The following is a 20,495-nucleotide window of genomic DNA, read 5'->3' on the forward strand; positions in this document are numbered from 1 at the left end:
GCGCGTGGACACGTGCCGCGCGAGGGTACGCGGGCACGTGCGCGGGCGGGGGTCGCGCGGCGTGCTCCTCTTTGAGGGGGACGACATGCGGGACAGCCATCGGGCCGAAGCCGAGCGGCTGTTGGCACGGGCGGTGGAGGAAGAGGTGCGGCGCACCGGCGGGCGCACCGACGGCGGTGTGCTCCTGTCGCGGGCGCGGGCCTCTCTGGACGCCATGGAGCGGACGGCCGCTGAGGAGTACGAGGCCTACACGCGGGCCCTGGACGAGTCGGCGGCCGGGCAGCTGACGTTCGGCCAGCGGTACGCGCGGGAGGCGGCGGGGACGCCGCTGCTCGTGGTGGCCGTGGCCGCCGTCGCCGCGGCGGTGGCCGACCTCGTGCTCGGCACCGACGGCGGCACGGCGCTCGGCGCGGGCGGCGCCGTCGCGGTCGCCGGGCTCGCGGCGACCGTGGCGAAGGTGACGGCGTCCCACGTCCCCGCGGCCCAGCGGCACGCGGGCACCGTCCATCAGCCCGGCGGCCCCGAGCAGCTCAGGCTCCAGTGGCTGACCGCGCTGGAGGTGCGGGGCATCCGGCCGTTCCTGGACCAGCAGCGGGTGCTTACGGCCGCGTCGAAGGGCGGCGTCGGCGAGCGCGGCGGCGCGTCGAAGGCGGCGCCCCGGCTGCGCGGCACCGACAAGAGCGCGGCGGCCCGGCGGCGTACCGTCCTGGAGCAGTCCTTCGCGCACCTGCCCAGGCCGGACGGGGAGTTCGCGGGACGGCGGGCCGAACTCGGGCGGATCGCCCAGTGGGTGCACGCCGCCCGGGCGAGCACCCAGACCATGCCGACGGTGGTGGTGCTGCACGGCACGCCCGGAGCGGGCCGCTCCGCGCTCGCGGTACGGGCCGCGCACGACCTGAGGGACCAGTTCCGCGGGGCCTGCGTGGTGGACCTGCGCGGGGAGAGCCCGGACACGCCGCCGCTGTCCACGCGGGACGCACTCCTTCACCTCCTGAACCGCTTGGGCGCGCCCCGCGACCAGCTGCTCTTCCGTGAGCGCTCCACCCAGGAGCAGCAGGTCAGAAGGCTCAGCGAGCTCTACCACCAGCATCTGACGGGCCTTGAGGTCGTGATCGTCCTGGACGACGCGAGCGACCCCGAGCAGGTGCGCACGCTGGTGCCCCAGCGCTCCGACAGCCTCGTCCTCGTCACCGCGAGGGAGCCTCTGGCGCTGCCCGCGGACCTGCCCGCCCGGGTGCACCAGCTGCCGGTGGCCGCGCTCGACGACGCGGGCGCCGAGCAGCTGATCCGGCAGGTGGCGCAGGACCTGCCGGAGCCGTACGACGCCCAGTCCCTGGACCGGCTGCGGGAGCTGTGCGGGGGCCTGCCGCTCGCGCTGCGCGCCGCGGGCTCCGCGCTCGGGCCGCGCACGCCCGAGGAGCTCGTCGCCGACCTCGGCGCGTACGGGCCCGTCGAGCCGGCCGAACGCGCCCTGTGGCTGCGCTACGCCGACCAGCCCGACAGCGCGCGCCGCCTGCTGCGGCGGCTCTCGCTCGCCGGGCGCGCCTCGCTCGGCGCGGCGGCCGCGGCCGCGCTCCTCGGGGCCACCGAGCAGGAGGCCGCCCGGCAGCTGACCGCCCTGGCCCGCGCGGGCCTCGTGGACCACGTGCGGGGCAGCCGCTACCGGCTGCACGACGTCGTCCGCGCCTTCGCCCGGGCCCGCCTCGCCGACGAGGAGGACCCGGCCGAGCGCGGCGCCGCCCAGGAACGCCTCATCGTCAGCTACGGCGAGCTCGCCGACTCCGTCATCCGCCTCGTCGACGGCAAGACGTCCACGCGCGCCGACCACTTCGGCCCGCACGGCTTCACGTCCCTGGACGCCGCGCTGCGCTGGCTCGACGACGAGTCGAGCTTCATCACGGCGGCGCTGCGCCACTCCGAGGGCGTCGACCAGCGGACCGTGCTGGGCCTGCTCGGCGCGCTGTGCGACTACTGCCTGCTGCGCGGCGACCTCTACCGCCTGGGCGAGATCAGCGAGTTCGCGCAGGCCGTCGACAAGGGCCTGCTCGGCCGGAACGTGAAGTGGCGCACCGGCATCGCGGCCCGTCAGCTCGGCGAGCTCGACCAGGCCCGCTCCACCCTGTCCTCGGTCGTCGACCTGTACTTCGAGGCCCACCAGGACGCGGCCGCCGCCCGCGCCCTCGGATCGCTCGGCATCACCCTGCACCACCAGGGCAACCTGTCGGAGGCCGCGTCCCGCCTGCGCGAGGCGCTGGACCTCCAGGTCGCGGAGGAGCTCGCGGGCGACCGCGCCTGGACCCTGCACGCCCTCGCCGCCGTCGAACGCGACCGCTCCCGCCTCGACGAGGCCCAGGACATGCTGCGCACGGCCCTGGTCCTGCACCGCGAGACCGAGTCCGTGCACGGCGAGGCCTGGACGCACTTCCAGCTCGGGCAGGTGTGCCTGCGCATGGGCGACGTACCGCGCGCGGAGAGCGAGCTGCGCCAGGCCCTCGACCTGTACGGCCGTACGCGCGACGCCCGCGGCGAGGCGTGGGCGCTGACGCAGCTGGCGCGGGCCCGCCTCGTCGCCGGTGACCCCTCGCCCGCGGTCGACGGGCTGCGCCAGGCTGTCTCGCGCCACCGCGACAACGAGGACGCCCGCGGCGAGGCCTGGTCCCTGTACTACCTGGGCCAGGCCCTAGAGGAGACCGGCGACCTGGACCAGGCGGTGCGCGACCTGGAGCGGGCCCGCACCATGTTCTCCCGGATGCGGGACGTGTACGGCCTGGCCTGCGCCCGCCACCACTCGGCGCGCGTCACCCGCGACCAGCGGGCCGAGCGGACCGGCTCCCTGCGCAACTCCGGCTTCGCCCGCCAGCTCCTGGTGGACGCCCGCGCCGACTTCCAGCGCATCGGCGTCGCCCACGGCGAGGGCTGGACCTGCCTGGAGCTGGCCGTCATCGACGCGGGCAACTCCCGTACGCAGGCCGCCCTTTCCCTGTGCGACGAGGCCATCACCCTCTTCGCCTCCTACGGCGACCGCCGCGGCGAGGACTGGGCCCACTTCCTGCGCGCCACGCTCCTGCCCTACGCCTCCCCCGGCGGCTGGGACATCGGCGTCGCCGTCGCCCAGGAGGAACTCGCCCAGCTCACCCGCGCCGGGCACCCCCTGCGGGACGGGAAGCTCGACGAGTACGTGGAGGCGTACGCCCTGTTCCTGGAGCGGAAGGCGGAGCTGGAGGCGGGCTGGCAGGGGTGGCGGCTCGGCATGACACCTAACCGGCATGCTCGGGAGATCATGGGGGTTCCGGTTACGCCTTCTCAATGAGGGCGGGATAGTGGGGGGGTTGACGGGTTTGGTGGCGGACGGGGGTGGTGGCTATGGGGGGCTGGGTGCCGGATGCGCGCGGCCCGTACGCCGTGCCGTCCCGCGTGGAGGACCTGCCTGCCGGGGTGCTCGACTTCCTGCGGGGGAGCTCGAGGCTCCTTGAGCTGTACGGTCCGCAGCCGGTGCACACCTCGGCGTACGCGGCACGTCTGGCCCGGTTCGCCCGAGGCGCACCCCCGGGATGGCGGATCGAACCGGTGTGGCTGGCGGTGGGGGCGACGGACGTGGCGGCACCGGAGAGGGTGCTGCTGCGGCTGCTCGAAGCGATGCCGCGCAGGCATTCGACGGCTGCGATGTCCCGCTTGCTGGCCACCGAACCCGAGCTCCTGCGCGAGGAGTTGATCAGCAGGTGCCTGACCTGTCTCCGGCTGGACCGGAGATTGGTGGTGCTCGACGGCGTGCCCGACGGCACTCCGGGAGCAGAACTGTTGCGGCTCAGCCAACAGTTGGTCGCGAACACGGGGGCCCGCGTCATCGCCGTCTCGGACCGTGCCCACGAGGACACCGGGAGGGCCTGGTTCCGGTACGAGGTGGATGCTGCCGGGGCCACACCGCAGTCCCGGCCGCTCGACAGCGTCGCACGGAGGCTGCTGGCCGCCGTCGAGCCCTGGGATGGCGACGAGTTCGACGCGACGGTGGCCGACGCCCTGTACCCGGACCGGGTGCGCTCACGGCGCTCCCTGGCGCTGCGGGAACTGACCGCGCACGGGTACCTCCAGCAGACCCGGGAGGGCTGGTACCGGCACGTGCGGCCCCGGCCCGGGCTCAACGGCATGGACCTGGACCGGTCCCTGGCGCGGGCGGTCCTGGACGGCACGGTGGACCCCCGCCCGGCGATGGACGCGTACGTCGACCTGCTGGTACGGCTGCGGTACTGGCACGCGGGGGCGGCACGGGCCCTGCTGGAGCGCCTGGAACCGTATCTGATCACCGAACAGGGCCGGTTCAGGTTGCTGCGGGCTCGGCAGACCCTGTGGCGCGCGACCGGCTCCTGGGACTTCCTGCGCGTCACGGCGGCCGTCGCCGCCCGGGAGACGGGCGAGCCCCGCCGTGCCCTTGAGGCACTGGAGGAGCAGCATCACCCGCGCGCCGTCCTGGAACGGGCCATCACCCTGCGCCATCTGGGGAAGCTGACCGAGGCCCTCGAGACCCTCGATGACCTGGACCGAAGGCCCTTCCGGCGCCGCCGTCGACCGGACGGCTGGGCCCTGCTCACACGCTGCGCGATCCGGTGCGACCAGGGGCGGCTCCAGGGAGCCGAGCGACTGCTGCGGCGGGCCGTGGAGGCCCACCAGGTGAGTGGGGACGTACGGGGAGAGGCCTGGACCGTCCACCAGTACGGCCGCCTGCGGCTGATCCGCGGCGATCTGGAGGAGGCGCGCAAGCTCCTGGAGGACGCCAGGAACAGGTTCAACGGCATCGGCGACCTCCAAGGCCTGGCGTGGACCGCGACCGAGCTCGGCAAGGCGGCGCTCGTGCACGGGGATGCCACGAAGGCCGTCTCAGGGTTGGCGACGGCCTACGCGCATCACGGCGCGAACGGGGATGTACGGGGCCAGGCCTGGACGTCCCTGTACCTGGCCGTGGCCCGGTCGCTGGGCGGCAACGCGGACGAGGCCCACCAGCTGCTCCGGATTGCTCACCGGCAGTTCTCCGACCTGACGGACCTGCTAGGTCTCGCGTGGGCCAAGCACTACGACACGGTGCTGCCCAAGGTGGTCATCGGGGGGATGGTGACGCGACACGCTGTGACCCCGGCCGCGCCCACGGATTTCCGCCAGTTGGGGTGCCCCCATGGCGAAGCTTGGTCGCTCCTGGAGCACGCGGCACGGTTGCGGCGCGACTCGTCCTTCGTGGCCCACGAGCTCCACACCGTCGCCCGCCGCCTCTTCGAAAGCCTCGACGACCCCACGGGCCTGTACTGGACCGATCGGCTCCACCCCGACCACATCGGGCGCCTCACCGACCACATCCCCCTCACCGCCCGCCTAACCATCCCCGAACCCGGCACCCACTTCGCCCACGCCACCCTCTCCCTCACCACCCACTCCCACGTCCGACTCACCCTGCTCGACGACCGCTCCGCCGCCGGAACGGTCTCGCGGATCGCGCTGCGGGTGCTGCCCGGCCCCGAGCACCCCTGGTCGGACCGGGCCACCGGGCTGCCCTGGCTGACCGCCCGCGCCACGCCGCTCACCGGCGCCGACGTCGAGCCCGCGCACGCGGTGACGCTGCGGCCCTCGCCCCGCGAGGCGGACGCCGCCGAGTTCCTGTTCACGCCCCGCCGCGCGGGACGGCACCGGCTGCTCTTCACCATCGAGCACCTGGAGACGGCCACCGTCCTGCAGGAGGTCGAGACGTACATCGACGTCGTCGAGGGCGACGGCGAAGGACCCGGGGCAGGGCTGACCCCCGAGTCCCTGCGGAGGCCCTGACCCCATGCCCCAGGACCTCCCCACCCGCGTCACCCAGGACCCCAGCCACGGCTTCACCCGGCTCCCCCGGCACGCCATCCGCCCGCCTGACCTCGTCGTCGGCTTCGACGCGCGGCGCGCGGACGAGCCGGTGCGGGCCTGGATGTACGGGCCCGCCGTGCCCTCGCTCGCCGGGTCGGAGCACACGGTGACCCTTGCCACCCGGCCCGGCGAGGTGCGGGCCGTGGCCGCGCGCCTTCGGCAGTTGTGGCGGGACGAGTTCGTGGCGCTGCGGCCGCTGGACGCCGAAGGCCGCCCCCGGCACGGCGGATTCCCGTACGCCGACGGGGTCGACCTGACGCGCGAGCCCGAGGACGAGCTGCGCGCCACGCTCGACCGGCTCGCCCTGTACGGCGCCCAGCTGCTGTTCGACGTGCTCCTCGGCGGCGAGGACGAGGCCCTGAAGCTGTTCCGGGGGTTCCTCGCGGACGCGCTCGGGTGCCGGGACGCGCTGCGCGTGCGCTTCCATTCCGACCTGTTCCTGCCGTGGCCGATGCTGTGCCTCCCGGCCGCTCCGCAGGAACGGGAGCCGCCGCTCGCGGACGTGTTCGCCCGGTTCCTCGGCTATCGGCACCAGATCGAGCAGACCGGCGGCGACGCCTACGCGCGCGTCGCCGACGACCGGGACCCGCCGTCCCGTACGGCACCGGCGGTGAGCCTGAACCACGACACCGCCGTGGACGCGGAGGGCCTGACCCGGGCCGCCGACGTCGCCGCCGCGCTCGCCGCGGGCGGCGAGATGGTGGAGCGCACCACCCGCGCGGAGCTCGAGCGCGCCCTGCGGGACCAGCGGCTCGACGAGCAGCTGATGTACTTCTGGTGCCACGGCCACTTCACCGCGTGCACCTCCGGTGACGAACCCCCGTACCTCGTCCTGAAGTTGACCGACCAGCTCGCCATCGACGCCTACACGCTGCGCGCCCACCGCCCGCCGCCGCGCGACTGCGTGCCGTTCCGGCCGTTCGTGCTGCTCAACGCCTGCTACGCGGGGCTTCCCGGCAACGCCGACCTGGCGTACCTGGGGCGGGCCCTGTTCGAGGCGGGCGCCTGCGGGGTGCTCGGGCCGCAGGTGGAGATGCCGCAGCGGTTCGCCGCCGAGTACGCGCTCGCGTTCGTGACCCGCTATCTGGCCGGGCGGGAGACCGCGGGCGCCATCGCGCACGCCCTGGCCCGGCACTTCGCCGACACCTGCCGCAACCCGCTGGGCTTCGCGTACGCCCTGCACAGCGGCATGGACAGCAGGCTGGAACGCACCGCGTGACGGCCGACGGGCAGGACCGGGGCGCGGGGGCCGTCGTCGACCTCGATGAGCGCGGATGGCCGCTGCGGCCCACGCGCGCGGGGCCCGCGCCCGTGCCCCCGGCGGGCCTCCTCGACCACTTCGCCGCCCGGCTCACGCCGCCGCCGTGGGCGACGGACATCGTCGTGTACGTCCACGGCTGGCAGACCTCGCCCGCCTCGTCCCGGCAGGCCCTGGCCGAGCTCCTGGACCTCGTGGAGCGGCAGCTGGCGCGGCGCCGGGAGCTGTACCCGGGGCTCGCCCCCGGGGCGCCCGGCCGGGGCTTCGCGCCCTGGCCGGTCCTGGTGCGCTGGCCCTCGCGGTCGCTGCCGTCGCTCGGTGGCTACCGGCGCGTCCGGGACCGCGCACACGCCATGAGCGCCGACGGGCACGCGGCGAGCGTCATCGGGCAGCTGCTCGGCTATCTGGACGCCCGCCGCGGCGACCCGCGCGCGGCGCCGGTCCTCGCCACACGGGGCGGCCAGTACCTGCACCTGGTCGGGCACTCCTTCGGCTGCCGCTTCCTGTGCGAGGCGGTGCAGTGGGCGGCGGGGCCCGGCGGCGGCACGCTCGGCTGGAGCAGGCCCGCGCCGCCCGGGCGCCCCTTCACCGTGGACTCGATGCTGCTGCTGCAGATGGCGGCGCCACGGGACGCGTTCGCGGAGACGTTCACGGCCCTCGCGGGCGCGCCGCTGCGGGGCCCGGTCGTGGCCACGTACTCGCGAGCCGACCGCGCCACCGGCTTCTGGCACCTGCGGGCGGAGAAGCGCGTGGGCATCGGGCACGCGGGCATCGGCACGGCGCCCGCGCCCGTCTCCGCCATCCGGATGCGGGCCCCGGACGACGCGTATCCGCACGACGTGCTCGACCACCGCTTCGTCAGCGTGGACGCGGGCCGTGTCTTCGTCCGCGGGCGCGGGCCCGCGGGCGCGCACTCCGACCATCTGCGGCCGGAGTCCGCGCATCTGCTCCTGTCACTGGCGGACCACTCACGGTGATCCGCTCACCGTGATCCGCTCACGGTGATCCGCCAGTGACGGCGAGCAGGTCCGGCGGACGCGGTGCCCCCGGCGGGGGGTGTCAGGCCCGCTCGGCCTTGGCATCGGCCTTGGCGGCGGCCCCGGCCTCGGCCCCGGCTTCGGCCTCGGCCTCGGCGGCCGGGTCCGCGGCCTCCTTGAAGTCGACCTTGCCCATGTGCCGGTTCATCGACTTCATCAGCCGCCACACAGCCAGCGCCATCACCGCGAAAACGATGAAGCCGAGGACACCGGGGGTCACCTTGTTCTCGTCCACCTCCTTGGCGAGGGGGACGAGATGCGTCATTGCCAGGCTTGCGCTCATTTAGGCATTGTCGCGGATGCCCGCGAAGAGGTCGTCCTCGGGGAGGGAGGTATCGACGAGGGACTTCGCCAGCTCGTACTCCTCGGTGGGCCAGACCTCCTTCTGGAGCTCCATCGGAACGCGGAACCAGCCGCCGTCGGGGTCGATCTGCGTGGCGTGCGCGATCAGCGCCTTGTCCCGGATCTCGTAGAACTCCGCGCACGGAACGTGCGTGGTCAGGGTGCGCTCGACCCGCTCGAACTCGTCCCAGCGCTTCAGCCACTCGCCGTACGGCGACTCCAGGCCCCGGTCCAGCATCGCCTGGTGCAGGGCCTCGGTGCGGGGGCGGTTGAAGCCCTGGTTGTAGTACAGCTTCTTCGGCTGGTACGCCGGACCGAACTCGCCCTCGGGGTACTTCTCCGCGTCGGCCGCGCCGTCGAAGGCCACCATCGAGATCTTGTGGGTCATGATGTGGTCCGGGTGCGGATACCCGCCGTTCTCGTCGTACGTGGTGATCACCTGCGGCCGGAACGCGCGGATCTGCCGCACCAGCTCCCCCGCGGCCTTGTCCACGTCCTCCAGGGCGAAGCAGCCCTCGGGCAGCGGCGGCAGCGGGTCGCCCTCGGGCAGCCCCGAGTCGACGAAGCCCAGCCACTCCTGCTGGACGCCGAGGATCTCCCGCGCCTCGTCCATCTCCTTCTTGCGGACCTCGTGAATGTGCTCCTGGATATACGTGTCGCCCTGGAGCTTGGGGTTGAGGATGTCGCCGCGTTCCCCGCCCGTGCAGGTCACGACGAGCACGTCCACCCCTTCGGACACGTACTTGGCCATCGTGGCCGCGCCCTTGCTCGACTCGTCGTCGGGGTGGGCGTGAACGGCCATCAGTCGCAGCTGCTCAGTCAAGACTCGTTCCTCGGTAATTGGGCGCCCTCGGTCATCCACTGCAATGGGCGGCTTCTATAGTGACGGAACCGGGGGGCGGAAAATTCCGACGACCCCCGTTCCCAGTGTCCAGTGGAGGACGATCATGACCGCGGTCAGCGGCCGTGACAGCGACGGCTCCGACACCAGGCCCCCCGAGGGCCGATACGGACGTTCCCGCTCCGCCGACGAGCGCGCCGACCGCAAGCTCAAGGCGGTGGGCGCGGTGCTCGGCGTCCTCATGCTCGGCGTCGTCGGCTGGTTCGGCTACGACTCCATCGCCGGGACGAAGATCAGCGCCGAGGTCATCACCTTCGACGCCGTCTCCGCCAAGGCCGTCGAGCTCCACCTGGAAGTACGCAAGGACGCGGGCGCCAAGGGGTACTGCACCGTCCGCGCCCAGGCTGAGAGCGGCGCCGAGGTCGGCCGCGCCGACTTCCGCTTCGACCAGGACAAGGGGCGCGTGGACAAGCGCGTCACGCTCCGTACGACCGAGCGTGCCACCAGCGCCTCGCTGGTCAGCTGCCACTCCGACTGACCGGACGGACCCTGAGTCTTTCCCCCGGCGCTCACCTGCGCTAACGCGGTTCTGATGCCATATGTCCTCCCCCTCCGCGCCCGGAATTGTTAGGCTCGTGGTTTCGCCCACCCGTTAGGGAACATCCTTCTGGGTAGGGCGATGCTTTGTATTCCCAGTACCTACGAGGAGCACCTGTGACCCAGACCAGCGACAACGTCACCTGGCTGACCCAGGAGGCGTACGACAAGCTCAAGGAAGAGCTTGAGTACCTGTCTGGTCCCGCGCGCACCGAGATCGCAACCAAGATCGCGGCGGCGCGTGAGGAGGGCGACCTGCGCGAGAACGGCGGGTACCACGCGGCCAAGGAGGAGCAGGGCAAGCAGGAGCTCCGCGTCCGCCAGCTGACCCAGCTCCTGGAGCAGGCGAAGGTGGGAGAGGCGCCCGCCGCGACCGGCGTCGTCGCCCCCGGCATGGTCGTCACGATCGCCTTCGACGGCGACGAGGACGACACGCTGTCCTTCCTTCTCGCCTCCCGGGAGTACGCGAGCGACGACATCGAGACGTACTCCCCGCAGTCCCCGCTCGGCAGCGGTGTGAACGGCAAGAAGATCGGCGAGGACGCGCAGTACGAACTGCCGAACGGCAAGCTCGCCTCAGTCAAGATCCTCGAGGCCAAGCCCTACCAGGGCTGAGCCCCACCGCCCCCGAAGCCCCCGGTCCGCCCGCACGCACCGGGGGCTTCGCCGTGGGCCGGGGCATCCGCGTTCGCGTTCGCGTGAGGGAGACGAACCGCGCGGGGTCGTGGACCCACCACACCGTTGCCAGAGCTCAGGGAGCGCAGCGGCGGGTGGACTGCCCCCGCCTGCTCCGGTCCCCGCGAGGGAGGGGGAGGCCCATGAGGCGGGGACAGGGCTTGGGCGCCTACTCGGGCGCTTACTTGGGTGCCTACAGCGCGGGCTTTCCGCGGATCAGGTACGGGACCCCGTCCGGCTTCGCTTCGTGAACGCGTAGGGCCCCACGGATGCGCCGCTCTTGATAGGGCTCCGTGTGTGCCGCCACCTCTCGTTCAGCAACCCACGCATAGTGCCTGCATACCGTCTTGTCGATCAGGATGTCCTTCGCTTCCCCGACAGACCCGCAGCCGAAGACGAACACGTACTCCTCCGGCCCGTCCCCCTCCGGCATGACGTCCACCAGAAGCAAACGCTTCGGCCGCACGTCCAGCCCCGCGGCCTCGCGCACCCCACGCCGCAGAGCCACCTCAGGCAGCTCCCGGGCACGCACACCGCACCCCGGAAGGACCTTGCCTCGCATACTGGTCGGCTGGATCAGCAGCACGCGATCTGTTTCGTCGACAACGACCGCGCCGACGCTGACCGTTCGCCGGGGCGGCGCAGAGAGCGCATCGCCATCACACATGGTGAATCTCCTTGATTGCCTTGAGGCGGCTTCGGGGTTGCTACCTCGCCCCTGCCGGGATCCCGTCACGCGCGTGGTTCCATCCGGCAGGGGCGAGCCTTCTCCGCTCTCCTAGTTAGAGCGTTCGTTCTAGCCCTGACCCTTCATGGCCAGGAAGACGGCGCAGGCGATCACCAGAACCAGGAGCAGCAGGGCGACCGCGCCGCCTGCGATCCCGTCCATCCGCGCCTTGGGAGCCATCACGCACCCCGTTCACCGAGCGGCGCGGAACCCTCGGAGCCGAGGGCTTGCAGCGTGGCGGCCGGGCGCAGGTCCTTCGGGCCGGCGTCCCACTCCATCCCGCCCTTGAGCGGCCGAAGTTGAACGTACGGCCCCTCAAAACCCATGACCTCACCGACAAGCTTCTTCCGCGAGTCGAAGACGACGCTGCGCGGCTCGGGCTTCACAGCAGCCTCCCGAGCGCAGCCTCGACGGCCCGCAAGACGGGCGGGGTAGGTTCGGCGCAGGGGCCCCGGTGGACCCAGGGCGGAGCCAGCCCCCAGACGCCCACCGCCTCGACGAACACCGTCAGCTCATCCACATCGTCAGCCCCCGTCCACGCTCGGGCACTGGCCCCATCAGCCATGGTCACGGCTCCATCCGCTGGCCGTTGTCGGCCTCAGGCGATCTCCCTTGCCTTTACGTAACCGCATCGCTACGGGCGGGGGTACCGTGGCAACGCACCGCCGTTTTTAGAGCGTTTAAAGCGCCTATGGGCGCGGGGAGTTGGCGCACATGCCGAAGCCGAACGAGTCCCTGCAGCGCCTCTTCGATGACAGCGGCTGGACCCTCAGCCAGTGCGCACGAGCTGTGAACCGGGCTGGGGGCGAGATCGGCACCCCCCTGAAGTACAACGCGTCAGCCGTCCACCACTGGCTCGGCGGCACGACCCCTCGCGGGAGTGTGCCCGGGATCATCGTCGAGGCCTTCTCCCGTCGCCTCAACCGCCCTGTCACCTTCACCGAAGCGGGATTCGAATCTCCAAGCGATCAGACCGTGAAGCACGCGGATACCGTGGAGGAGCTGATCGAGCTCGGGAGGTACGACATGGACCCGTCCCGCCGTGGCGTACTCGGCGCCACACTCTTCTCCGTCGCCGTCACCGTGCCGGACTGGCCCGACACGGTGGGGCGCCTGGCCGCCGTGGAGTCCGGCCGCACCCACCGGATCGGCTTCCGTGAGGTCGACGCCGTAGCCGCCATGACGGAAGAACTCTCCAGCCTGGACGACAAGTTCGGCGGGCGCCACGCACGCCCCATGGCCGCGGCCTTCCTGGTCAACACCGTGGCTCCGCACCTACGAGCCGAGGCTTCAGAGCCCGTCCGCCGGTCCCTGCTGTCGGCCACGGCCGACCTCCTCTATCTGACCGGGTTCATGGCCGTGGACGAAGGTCTCCACGGCATGGCACAGCGGTACTACCTGAAGGCCCTTGAATTCGCCGTAGCGGCCGAGGACCACCTGACGTTCTGCACGACCTTGCGGGGTATGAGTCTGCAGGCGATCGACCTCGGCCACGCCGAGCACGCGAGGCGCCTCGCGGATTCCGCCGCGGCGGCGTCTCCCGCCGCAGGGCCCCGCATGCGCGCGTTCCTCGCAGGACAGCAAGCGCACGCGTACGCGGCCGCCCACTCCAAGAGTCCGGCGCTGGCCTTCATCAAAGAGGCCGAAGTGGCCATGGAGAAGGCGGAGTCCAAGGCCAAGGCCTTCGGGAGCTACGCACCTTCGTCCCTCGCCTACCACGTGTCCCAGGTGCGCTACGAGCTCGGCGACAAGCAAGGCTCCGTCGATTCCCTCAAGGAGTCGGATCGCCTCCGCCACGCCCACTACCGGAGGAGCAGCGTCCGCTACAACGCCCTCCTGGCCGAGCGGCAGCTAGAGCTCGGGCATCTGGAAGAAGCTTGTGCCACTTGGGGGCGCGTACTCGACGACTATCCACTCGTACAGTCCGGCAGCGCGGACGCGAAGATCCAGCGCATGAGGTCGCTCATCCGGCCGCATCTACGCAACTCCACAGCAGCACAGCTGCACCAAAGAGCTCAGGACCTCCCGGCCAGGCTTTGACGGAAGAGGGCAACGGTCAGAGCCTCCGATGGCCCCCAAAGTCGTCGAGTGGCTCGAGGAGTCCGCCGAATGGATCTGAAGCGCTACACGCACGCCGACGCGCGAGACGTGCGATCTCTGCTGCTGGACATCCATGACGAGGCGTACGCCGACGATCCGGACCCGTTCCACTCACGTGAGCGCTTCTCGTACTTCGTTGATCTCTGGTCTTCACGAGAAGCCTGGCAATGCGTCTCGGGCTGGGAACAGGGTGGCCCGGTTGGCTATGCCTACGGCTCCATGCTCAAGCCGGGTGGCTGGTGGAAAGGGCACCGACGCCCTTCCACCCTCAGGGGTTCGACGTTCGCGCTGTCCGAGCTCATGGTGATTCCCAAGTGGCGTGGCACTGGTCGGGCGCAGCGGATCCATGACGCGCTGCTCCAGGAGGTGACCGCGGACGTGGTGACGCTCCAAGTAGAGGTTGGCCGCTCCAGGGTTCAGGCCATGTACGAACGCTGGGGTTACAGCAAAACAGGCGAGGCAAAGCCCTCCGAAGACTCGCCCGTGTACGCCGTCATGGCCAAGAGGATGAGCCGTCACACGTGACCCGGGGCTCTCAGCCTCGGGCAGTGCGGCCCGCCTCCCCCGAAGGAAGGCGGGCCGGGGGGTCAGACCGCCGCCGAGCGGTACTTGCGGACCGCCAGGGTGCGGAAGAGGACGATGATGAGGATCGAGTAGATCACCGAGGCCCACACGGGATGCTGCATGGGCCAGGCGTCGGACTGGGAGACTCCGGGGTTGCCGAAGAGCTCGCGGCAGGCCTGGACGGTGGCGCTGAACGGGTTCCACTCGGCGACGTGGCGCAGCCAGGGGGTCATGTTGCCGGAGTCCACGAACGCGTTCGAGATGAACGTGACCGGGAAGAGCCAGATCAGACCGCCGGACGTGGCCGCCTCCGGGGTGCGGACCGAGAGGCCGATGAGCGCGCCGACCCAGGTGAAGGCGTATCCGAGGAGGAGGAGCAGGAGGAAGGCGCCGAGGGCCTTGCCGATGCCCTCGTGGATCCGCCAGCCCACCAGGAGCGCGACGATCGCGAGGACGAGCAGCGTCAGGGCCGTCTGCACCAGGTCGGCGATGGTGCGGCCGGTCAGGACGGCGCCGCGCGCCATGGGCAGCGAGCGGAACCGGTCGATCAGGCCCTTGTGCATGTCCTCGGCGATGCCCGCGCCCGCGCCCGCCGTGGCGAAGGTGACGGTCTGGGCGAAGATGCCCGCCATCAGGAAGTTGCGGTACTCCTCCGGGCTGGTGCTGGTGCCGATCTTCATGGAGCCGCCGAAGACATAGCTGAACAGCACCACGAACATGATCGGCTGGATGAGGCCGAAGAGGATCACCTCGGGGATCCGGCTCATGCGGATCAAGTTCCGCCGGGCCACGACCAAGGAATCCCGCAGAGACTGTCCGATGCCGCCCGCGGGCCTGGCGACGGGCCCGGTGTCGCTGATGGCACTCACTGGGAGGCCCCCTTCCGGTGCTTGTCCTTGTCGGCTGTGGCGTCGGCGCCGTTCGACCCGTTCTCCTCGTCCACGACCTCGGCCATGTGGCCGGTCAGGGAGATGAAGACGTCGTCGAGAGTGGGGCGGCGCAGGCCGATGTCGTCGATCTCGATGCCGCGGGCGTCGAGCTCGCGGATGACCTCGGCAAGGAGCTTGGCGCCGCCGGCGACGGGCACGGTCAGCTTGCGCGTGTGCTGGTCGACGGTGGCCTCACCCTTGCCGAAGCCGGCGAGGACCTCGGTGGCGGTGGCGATGTGGTCGCGCTCGTGCACCACGACCTCCACGCGCTCGCCGCCGGTCTGGGCCTTGAGCTGGTCGGAGGTGCCGCGGGCGATGACGCGGCCGTGGTCCACGACGCAGATGTCGTGCGCCAGGTGGTCGGCCTCCTCCAGATACTGCGTGGTCAGGAGCAGGGTCGTGCCGCCCGCGACGAGCTCCTGGATGACCTCCCACAGCTGCTGGCGGTTGCGCGGGTCGAGGCCGGTCGTCGGCTCGTCCATGAACATCACCGGCGGTGAGACGACGAGTGCCGCGGCGAGATCGAGGCGGCGGCGCATGCCGCCCGAGTACGTCTTGGACATGCGGTCGGCGGCGTCGCTCAGATTGAACCGCTCCAAGAGCTCGCCCGCGCGGACCTTGGCCTGCTTCGCCGACATCTGGTAGAGCTGGCCGACCATCTGGAGGTTCTCACGACCCGTCAGATACTCGTCCACCGCTGCGAATTGGCCGGAAAGGCCGATCGATCGCCGCACTTCGTTAGGATGCTTGAGCACGTCGATCCCGGCGACGACCGCTCTGCCGCTGTCGGGGGTGAGCAGCGTCGTGAGGCAGCGGACCGCCGTCGTCTTTCCCGCGCCGTTCGGCCCGAGCAGGCCGAGCACGGTGCCCTCGGGGACATCCAGATCGACGCCGTCCAGAGCCCTTACGTCGCCGAAGGTCTTCACCAGGCCTTCGGCGTAGATGGCGCCTGGCATAGGGGGTCTCCCATGTGTGGGTGGATTCCTGACCAAAAGCCTAGGTTCGCCGGACCTCACTCGCCCGACAGCCAGTGGCGTGAATCACACGTTAACGCGATACATCGCGTCCGCTCAACGGGATTTCGCAAGCCTGTGGAAAACCACCCTGGTAGGCCTGTGGAAAACCACCCTTGCGGGCCCTGTGAAAAACGCCGGGATCGACCGGCTCCACTCACGGCCCGGCTCCAACCATGGCTCGGCCCACGGCCCGGCTCCGCCCACGGCCCGGCTCGGCCCACGGCCCCGCTCCGCGCCCGCCCGGCTCCGCCCACCGTTCGCCCCGCCCGGCTCCGCCCACCGTTCGCCCCGGCGGGCGGCGTCGTTCCGGATCGCGGCCGTCAGTCCAGGATCGTGTAGCCCGCCTTCCGCAGCGCCCCGCCCACCTCCACGCAGTGCCTCGGCCCCTTCGTCTCCAGCTGAAGCTCCACCTCCACTTCCGTGAGCCCGAGCTGGGGATCGATGCGGAAGTGGCTCACGTCGACGACGTTGACGTCGGCCGCCGACAGCGTCCGCAGCAGCGCGGCAAGCGCCCCGGGCCGGTCCGGAATCCGCAGGCGCAGCGCCAGGTAGCGGCCCGCCGCCGCCATGCCGTGGCGCAGCACGCGCTGCATCAGGAGCGGGTCGACGTTGCCGCCGGACAGGAGCGCCACCACCGGCCCCTCGAAGGCGGCCGGAGTGCGCAGGAGCGCGGCGACCGGGCTCGCGCCCGCGGGTTCGACGACCATCTTGGCCCGCTCCAGGCACAGCAGCAGCGCGCTGGAGAGATCGTCCTCGGAAACGGTCACGACATCGTCGACCAGCTCCTCGACGATCCGGAATGTCACGTCGCCGGGACGTCCCACCTTGATCCCGTCCGCTATCGTCACCGGGTTGTCGATCGACACCGGGCGGCCCGCGGCCAGCGAGGGCGGAAACGCGGCGGCGCCCACCGCCTGCACACCGACCACGCGCACGTCCGGGCGCAGCGACTTGACCGCCACCGCGATGCCCGCGGCGAGCCCGCCGCCGCCCACGCCGACGAGGAGCGTGCGGACCTCAGGGCACTGTTCCAGGACCTCCAGGCCCACCGTGCCCTGCCCGGCGACGATGTCGGGGTGGTCGAAGGGGTGGATGAAGACGGCGCCGGTCCTGCGGGCGTGCTCCTGCGCCGCGGCCAGCGTCTCGTCGACGACCTCGCCCTCCAGGCGCACCTCCGCGCCATATTCGCGCGTCGCCGCGACCTTCGGCAGCGGGGCCCCGACGGGCATGAACACCGTCGAGCGCACCCCGAGCAGCGAGGAGGCGAGAGCGACGCCCTGCGCGTGGTTGCCCGCGCTCGCGGCGACCACTCCGGCGGCCCGCTCCTCGGGCAGCAGGCCCGCGATGCGCACATAGGCCCCGCGCAGCTTGAACGAGCCGGTCCGCTGAAGGTTCTCGCACTTCAGGTGCACCGGGGACCCGATCAGGCGCGACAGGTAGCGGCTGCCTTCCATGGGGGTCGCCCGGGCCACGCCGCTCAGGATCTTCTGGGCGCCCCGGACGTCGTCCAGCGTCACTGCCGGCAAGGACTGTGTCGCACGGTTGTTCATGGCCGCAGTCTCGCAGTTCACACCCGCCAACGACGCTTCTGTCCACGCGCGCGTGCGTGTTGATGTGGCACGGCCATGAGACAGGTTTGCGCAGCGCCGGTACGGGTAACGCCGGGACCCCGTACCCTGTCCCCCAACCCACCACCCTTCCCATGAAGTGAGCCCACGGCCATGCCCACAACTCCGGACATGACGACCGCCAGTGATCCCGGCCTCCTCGACACCCTGCAGCACCAGGTAGCGGTGTTCGCACGGCGTGCCGAGCAGACCCGTCTCGGCGGCGTCGGCCAGGTCCGCAACTCCATGGACCGAGCCGCGTATCTCCTGCTCAACCGACTCGACAAGGAAGGACCGATGGGAGTCAAGGCGCTCGCCGCAAGCATGGGCATCGACTCCTCGACCGTGACCCGCCAGGTCGCGCCGCTCGTCGACACCGGCCTGGTCAAGCGCACCTCGCACCCCGAGGACGGGCGTGCGGTGGTGCTCCAGCTCTCGCCGCGCGGGCAGTCCCGCCTGGACGAGGTGCGCTCCTCGCGCCGGGAGCTGATGGCCGAACTCACGCAGGACTGGGCGCCCGAGGAGCGCTCCAGCTTCACGGCGCTCCTGACGCGCTTCAACTGCGCGCTCTCCGCGCGGCAGAACTCCCAGCCGGACACCCTGGCACCAGCGGACTCCTGAGCACCGGGCCGCGGTCCGCCGACTACCGCGGCCCCTGCCCCCGCGCGCGTACGCCCGTACCGATCACTTCGTACGGGAGGACCGCGCGGGGGCGTGGCTCACTCCGATAAGCCCCACCGCCAAGACCCACCACCAAGACCTACCGCCAAGACCCGCCACAAGGTGCCCGAGCGGGTGCTTCCGCTCGCGCACGGCTCTTGACCCGGCCGCCGTGCCTGGCCTCAGATGAAAACCGAGTCACCCTCAGCCGAACGGCGGGAGGCGCGGTGCGAGAGCGGCAGGCCGCCCAACAGGCCCGCCGCGCCCGGGAGTTCCAGGCGTTCGTCGCGGGCGCGGCAGGGCGTCTTCTGCATGCCGCCACGCTCCTCACCGGGGAGCCGCCGGACGCCAACCCGCGCGCGCGGGGGCTGCTCACCGGCGCCCTAGCCGCCACGTACGCCTCCTGGGACCGGCTGCGCGGCGAGGACCCCTACGACCACGCCCGGACGCGCCTCGCCGTGCGCTACGCGCGCGGTGCCTGGTGGCGCTACCGCGGCCGGGGCGGGCTGCTCGCCCGGCTCTCGCCGCTGGAGCGCCTGGTGCTGGTGCTGCGCCTGTACGAGGGCGTGGCCGAGGAACAGACCGCCGCGCTGCTCGGGCTGCCCGCCGAGCGGGTCCGTGCGGTGTGCGCCCGCGCCGTGGTGACGGTGCTCCATCCGCCCCGGGGGCCCGCTCCCGCCGTACCGCCCGCCCTCGGGGAGGTGCCCTCGTCATGAGCCAGCAGGAGCGCAGGGAGTCCGCCGTGCGCGCGCTCCTGGACGCGGGGGTGCGCACGGCCGTGCCGCCCGACGTGCACGCCGAGGCGGTGCGCAGGGGCACCCGCGCCCTGCGGCGGCGCACGGCGGCGCGGCGGCTGCTGTGGCTGTTGCTGCTCGCGGCGGCGGTGGCGTTCGCCGTGTGGGCGGCGACGGCGCAGCCCTGGGTGGAGCCGCCGTCGCGGACGACGCCGCCGCTCACGCGCTGGTAGCCCGCGAGCGGCGGCGTGGTGCGCCGTACTGGCTAGCCGAGGGCCTGCTTGAGGTCCGCGAGCAGGTCGTCGATGGCCTCGATGCCCACGGACAGGCGGACCAGGTCGGCGGGGACCTCAAGGGCCGAGCCCGCCGTCGAGGCGTGGGTCATGCGGCCCGGGTGCTCGATGAGGGACTCCACGCCGCCCAGGGACTCACCCAGGGTGAACAGGCGCGCGCGGTTGCAGACCTCGACGGCCGCCTCCTCGCCGCCCTCGACCTGGAAGGACACCATGCCGCCGAACGCCTTCATCTGCTTGGCGGCGATCTCGTGGCCGGGGTGCGAGGACAGACCCGGGTAGAGCACCTTCGTCACGCGCGCGTGGCTGCCCAGCATCTCGGCGACGCGGGTCGCGTTCTCGCTGTGGCGGTCCATGCGGACGCCGAGCGTCTTCACGCCGCGCAGCACCAGCCAGGAGTCGAAGGGCCCGGCGACCGCGCCCATCGCGTTCTGGTGGTAGGTGAGCTCCTCGCCGAGGGCGTCGTCGTTGACGACGAGCGCGCCGCCCACGACGTCGGAGTGGCCGCCCATGTACTTCGTCAGGGAGTGCACGACGACGTCGGCGCCCAGGGCCAGCGGCTGCTGCAGGTAGGGGCTCGCGAAGGTGTTGTCCACCACGAGGCGGGCGCCCGCCTCGTGGGCGACGCGCGCGACGGCGGCGATGTCGGTGATGCCGAGGAGCGGGTTGGAGGGGGTCTCCACCCAGACGGCCTTGGTACGCGGCGTGAGCGCCGCCTGGACCGCCGCCGCGTCCGAGGTGTCCGCGACGGACCACTCCACGCCCCAGCGCGAGACGACCTTCGCGAAGAGCCGGAACGTGCCGCCGTAGGCGTCGTTGGGGATGACCACGTGGTCGCCCGGCGCGAGCAGCGTGCGCAGCAGGCAGTCCTCGGCGGCGAGGCCCGAGGCGAAGGCGAGGCCGCGGCGGCCGCCTTCGAGGGCGGCGAGGTTCTCCTCGAGCGCGGTGCGGGTGGGGTTGGCGCTGCGGCTGTACTCATAGCCGCCGCGCAGTCCGCCGACTCCGTCCTGCTTGTACGTGGACACCTGGTAGATGGGCGGGACCACGGCGCCGGTCAGCGGGTCGGCGGTGTTGCCCGCGTGGATGGCGACGGTCTCGAAGCTCTGGCTGCTGTGCGAGTCACTCATGCGGCCCGAGCGTAGTGCGGGAGTGGGCCGCGGGCCGTGCGGGGCGGTCCCGACGAGCTGTTTGGCCTGCGCGGACGTCCAGGTTGGCCAATTGTCACAGCC

The 20,495-nt window shown here is 71.9% G+C and carries 19 protein-coding genes; 11 read left to right on the forward strand and 8 right to left on the reverse strand.

Annotated elements, in window-relative coordinates:
- The first annotated feature begins 85 nt into the window (after positions 1–85).
- The 4 genes from AC07A4_RS02045 (at position 86) to AC07A4_RS02060 (ending at position 8,121) form a co-directional block, all read left to right on the forward strand.
- A complete protein-coding gene (locus tag AC07A4_RS02045; protein WP_478591655.1) occupies positions 86–3,310 on the forward strand; it encodes a tetratricopeptide repeat protein in 3,225 nt (1,074 codons plus the stop codon).
- A gap of 65 nt (positions 3,311–3,375) precedes the next feature.
- Positions 3,376–5,805, forward strand: coding sequence for a tetratricopeptide repeat protein (locus AC07A4_RS02050; protein WP_478591658.1), 2,430 nt, complete (start codon positions 3,376–3,378; stop codon positions 5,803–5,805).
- 4 nt (positions 5,806–5,809) lie between these two features.
- Positions 5,810–7,105 (forward strand): CHAT domain-containing protein, encoded by a 1,296-nt coding sequence (locus AC07A4_RS02055; protein ID WP_478591660.1) that lies wholly within the window; start codon positions 5,810–5,812, stop codon positions 7,103–7,105.
- Positions 7,102–8,121: a hypothetical protein gene (locus AC07A4_RS02060; RefSeq protein WP_478591663.1), complete on the forward strand. Its 1,020-nt coding sequence runs from the start codon at positions 7,102–7,104 to the stop codon at positions 8,119–8,121. The genes AC07A4_RS02055 and AC07A4_RS02060 overlap by 4 nt, the downstream gene beginning before the upstream one ends.
- Positions 8,122–8,203: 82 nt before the next feature.
- Here AC07A4_RS02060 and AC07A4_RS02065 read toward each other — a convergent pair whose 3' ends face one another.
- Positions 8,204–8,464: a hypothetical protein gene (locus AC07A4_RS02065; RefSeq protein ID WP_478591665.1), complete on the reverse strand. Its 261-nt coding sequence runs from the start codon at positions 8,462–8,464 to the stop codon at positions 8,204–8,206.
- The gene (gene mca / locus AC07A4_RS02070; RefSeq protein WP_478591667.1) at positions 8,465–9,346 is read right to left on the reverse strand and encodes a mycothiol conjugate amidase Mca; all 882 of its coding nucleotides are present in this window, start codon (positions 9,344–9,346) and stop codon (positions 8,465–8,467) included.
- A gap of 124 nt (positions 9,347–9,470) precedes the next feature.
- Here mca and AC07A4_RS02075 point away from each other — a divergent pair, with 124 nt between their 5' ends.
- Complete coding sequence (locus AC07A4_RS02075) at positions 9,471–9,902, forward strand: DUF4307 domain-containing protein (RefSeq protein ID WP_478591669.1); 432 nt, start codon at positions 9,471–9,473, stop codon at positions 9,900–9,902.
- Between the two features lie 176 nt (positions 9,903–10,078).
- Positions 10,079–10,576, forward strand: a complete 498-nt coding sequence (greA, locus tag AC07A4_RS02080; protein ID WP_478591672.1) for a transcription elongation factor GreA — start codon at positions 10,079–10,081, stop codon at positions 10,574–10,576.
- Between the two features lie 253 nt (positions 10,577–10,829).
- Here greA and AC07A4_RS02085 read toward each other — a convergent pair whose 3' ends face one another.
- Both AC07A4_RS02085 and AC07A4_RS02090 read right to left on the reverse strand, forming a co-directional pair.
- Positions 10,830–11,303: an NUDIX domain-containing protein gene (locus AC07A4_RS02085; protein WP_478591674.1), complete on the reverse strand. Its 474-nt coding sequence runs from the start codon at positions 11,301–11,303 to the stop codon at positions 10,830–10,832.
- Between the two features lie 239 nt (positions 11,304–11,542).
- Positions 11,543–11,749 (reverse strand): hypothetical protein, encoded by a 207-nt coding sequence (locus AC07A4_RS02090; protein ID WP_478591677.1) that lies wholly within the window; start codon positions 11,747–11,749, stop codon positions 11,543–11,545.
- A gap of 328 nt (positions 11,750–12,077) precedes the next feature.
- On the opposite strand from AC07A4_RS02090, the gene AC07A4_RS02095 reads away from it, so the two are divergent.
- Together AC07A4_RS02095 and AC07A4_RS02100 are read left to right on the forward strand one after the other, a co-directional pair.
- Entirely contained in the window at positions 12,078–13,403 is a 1,326-nt protein-coding gene (locus AC07A4_RS02095; protein WP_478591679.1) for a tetratricopeptide repeat protein, read from the forward strand.
- A gap of 69 nt (positions 13,404–13,472) precedes the next feature.
- On the forward strand, positions 13,473–13,988 hold the full coding sequence (locus AC07A4_RS02100; RefSeq protein ID WP_478591682.1) for a GNAT family N-acetyltransferase: 516 nt from the start codon (positions 13,473–13,475) through the stop codon (positions 13,986–13,988).
- Between the two features lie 62 nt (positions 13,989–14,050).
- On the opposite strand, the gene AC07A4_RS02105 is transcribed toward AC07A4_RS02100, so the two are convergent.
- The 3 genes from AC07A4_RS02105 to ilvA form a co-directional block, all read right to left on the reverse strand.
- Positions 14,051–14,896: an ABC transporter permease gene (locus tag AC07A4_RS02105; protein ID WP_478591684.1), complete on the reverse strand. Its 846-nt coding sequence runs from the start codon at positions 14,894–14,896 to the stop codon at positions 14,051–14,053.
- Positions 14,893–15,912 (reverse strand): ATP-binding cassette domain-containing protein, encoded by a 1,020-nt coding sequence (locus AC07A4_RS02110; RefSeq protein ID WP_478591685.1) that lies wholly within the window; start codon positions 15,910–15,912, stop codon positions 14,893–14,895. Before AC07A4_RS02110 ends, AC07A4_RS02105 begins: the two co-directional genes overlap by 4 nt.
- A gap of 380 nt (positions 15,913–16,292) precedes the next feature.
- Positions 16,293–17,522: a threonine ammonia-lyase gene (ilvA, locus tag AC07A4_RS02115; protein ID WP_478591687.1), complete on the reverse strand. Its 1,230-nt coding sequence runs from the start codon at positions 17,520–17,522 to the stop codon at positions 16,293–16,295.
- Between the two features lie 171 nt (positions 17,523–17,693).
- Between ilvA and AC07A4_RS02120 the strand changes: the two genes are divergently transcribed.
- The 3 genes from AC07A4_RS02120 (at position 17,694) to AC07A4_RS02130 (ending at position 19,206) form a co-directional block, all read left to right on the forward strand.
- Complete coding sequence (locus AC07A4_RS02120) at positions 17,694–18,200, forward strand: MarR family winged helix-turn-helix transcriptional regulator (RefSeq protein WP_478591689.1); 507 nt, start codon at positions 17,694–17,696, stop codon at positions 18,198–18,200.
- Positions 18,201–18,466: 266 nt separating this feature from the next.
- Positions 18,467–18,955, forward strand: coding sequence for a sigma factor-like helix-turn-helix DNA-binding protein (locus tag AC07A4_RS02125; RefSeq protein WP_478591691.1), 489 nt, complete (start codon positions 18,467–18,469; stop codon positions 18,953–18,955).
- The gene (locus AC07A4_RS02130; protein WP_478591693.1) at positions 18,952–19,206 is read left to right on the forward strand and encodes a hypothetical protein; all 255 of its coding nucleotides are present in this window, start codon (positions 18,952–18,954) and stop codon (positions 19,204–19,206) included. Before AC07A4_RS02125 ends, AC07A4_RS02130 begins: the two co-directional genes overlap by 4 nt.
- 32 nt (positions 19,207–19,238) lie before the next feature.
- On the opposite strand, the gene AC07A4_RS02135 is transcribed toward AC07A4_RS02130, so the two are convergent.
- Positions 19,239–20,393 (reverse strand): cystathionine gamma-synthase, encoded by a 1,155-nt coding sequence (locus AC07A4_RS02135; protein WP_478591695.1) that lies wholly within the window; start codon positions 20,391–20,393, stop codon positions 19,239–19,241.
- Positions 20,394–20,495: the final 102 nt, after the last annotated feature.

It is taken from the genome of Streptomyces sp. NPDC043996 (genome assembly GCF_056435225.1).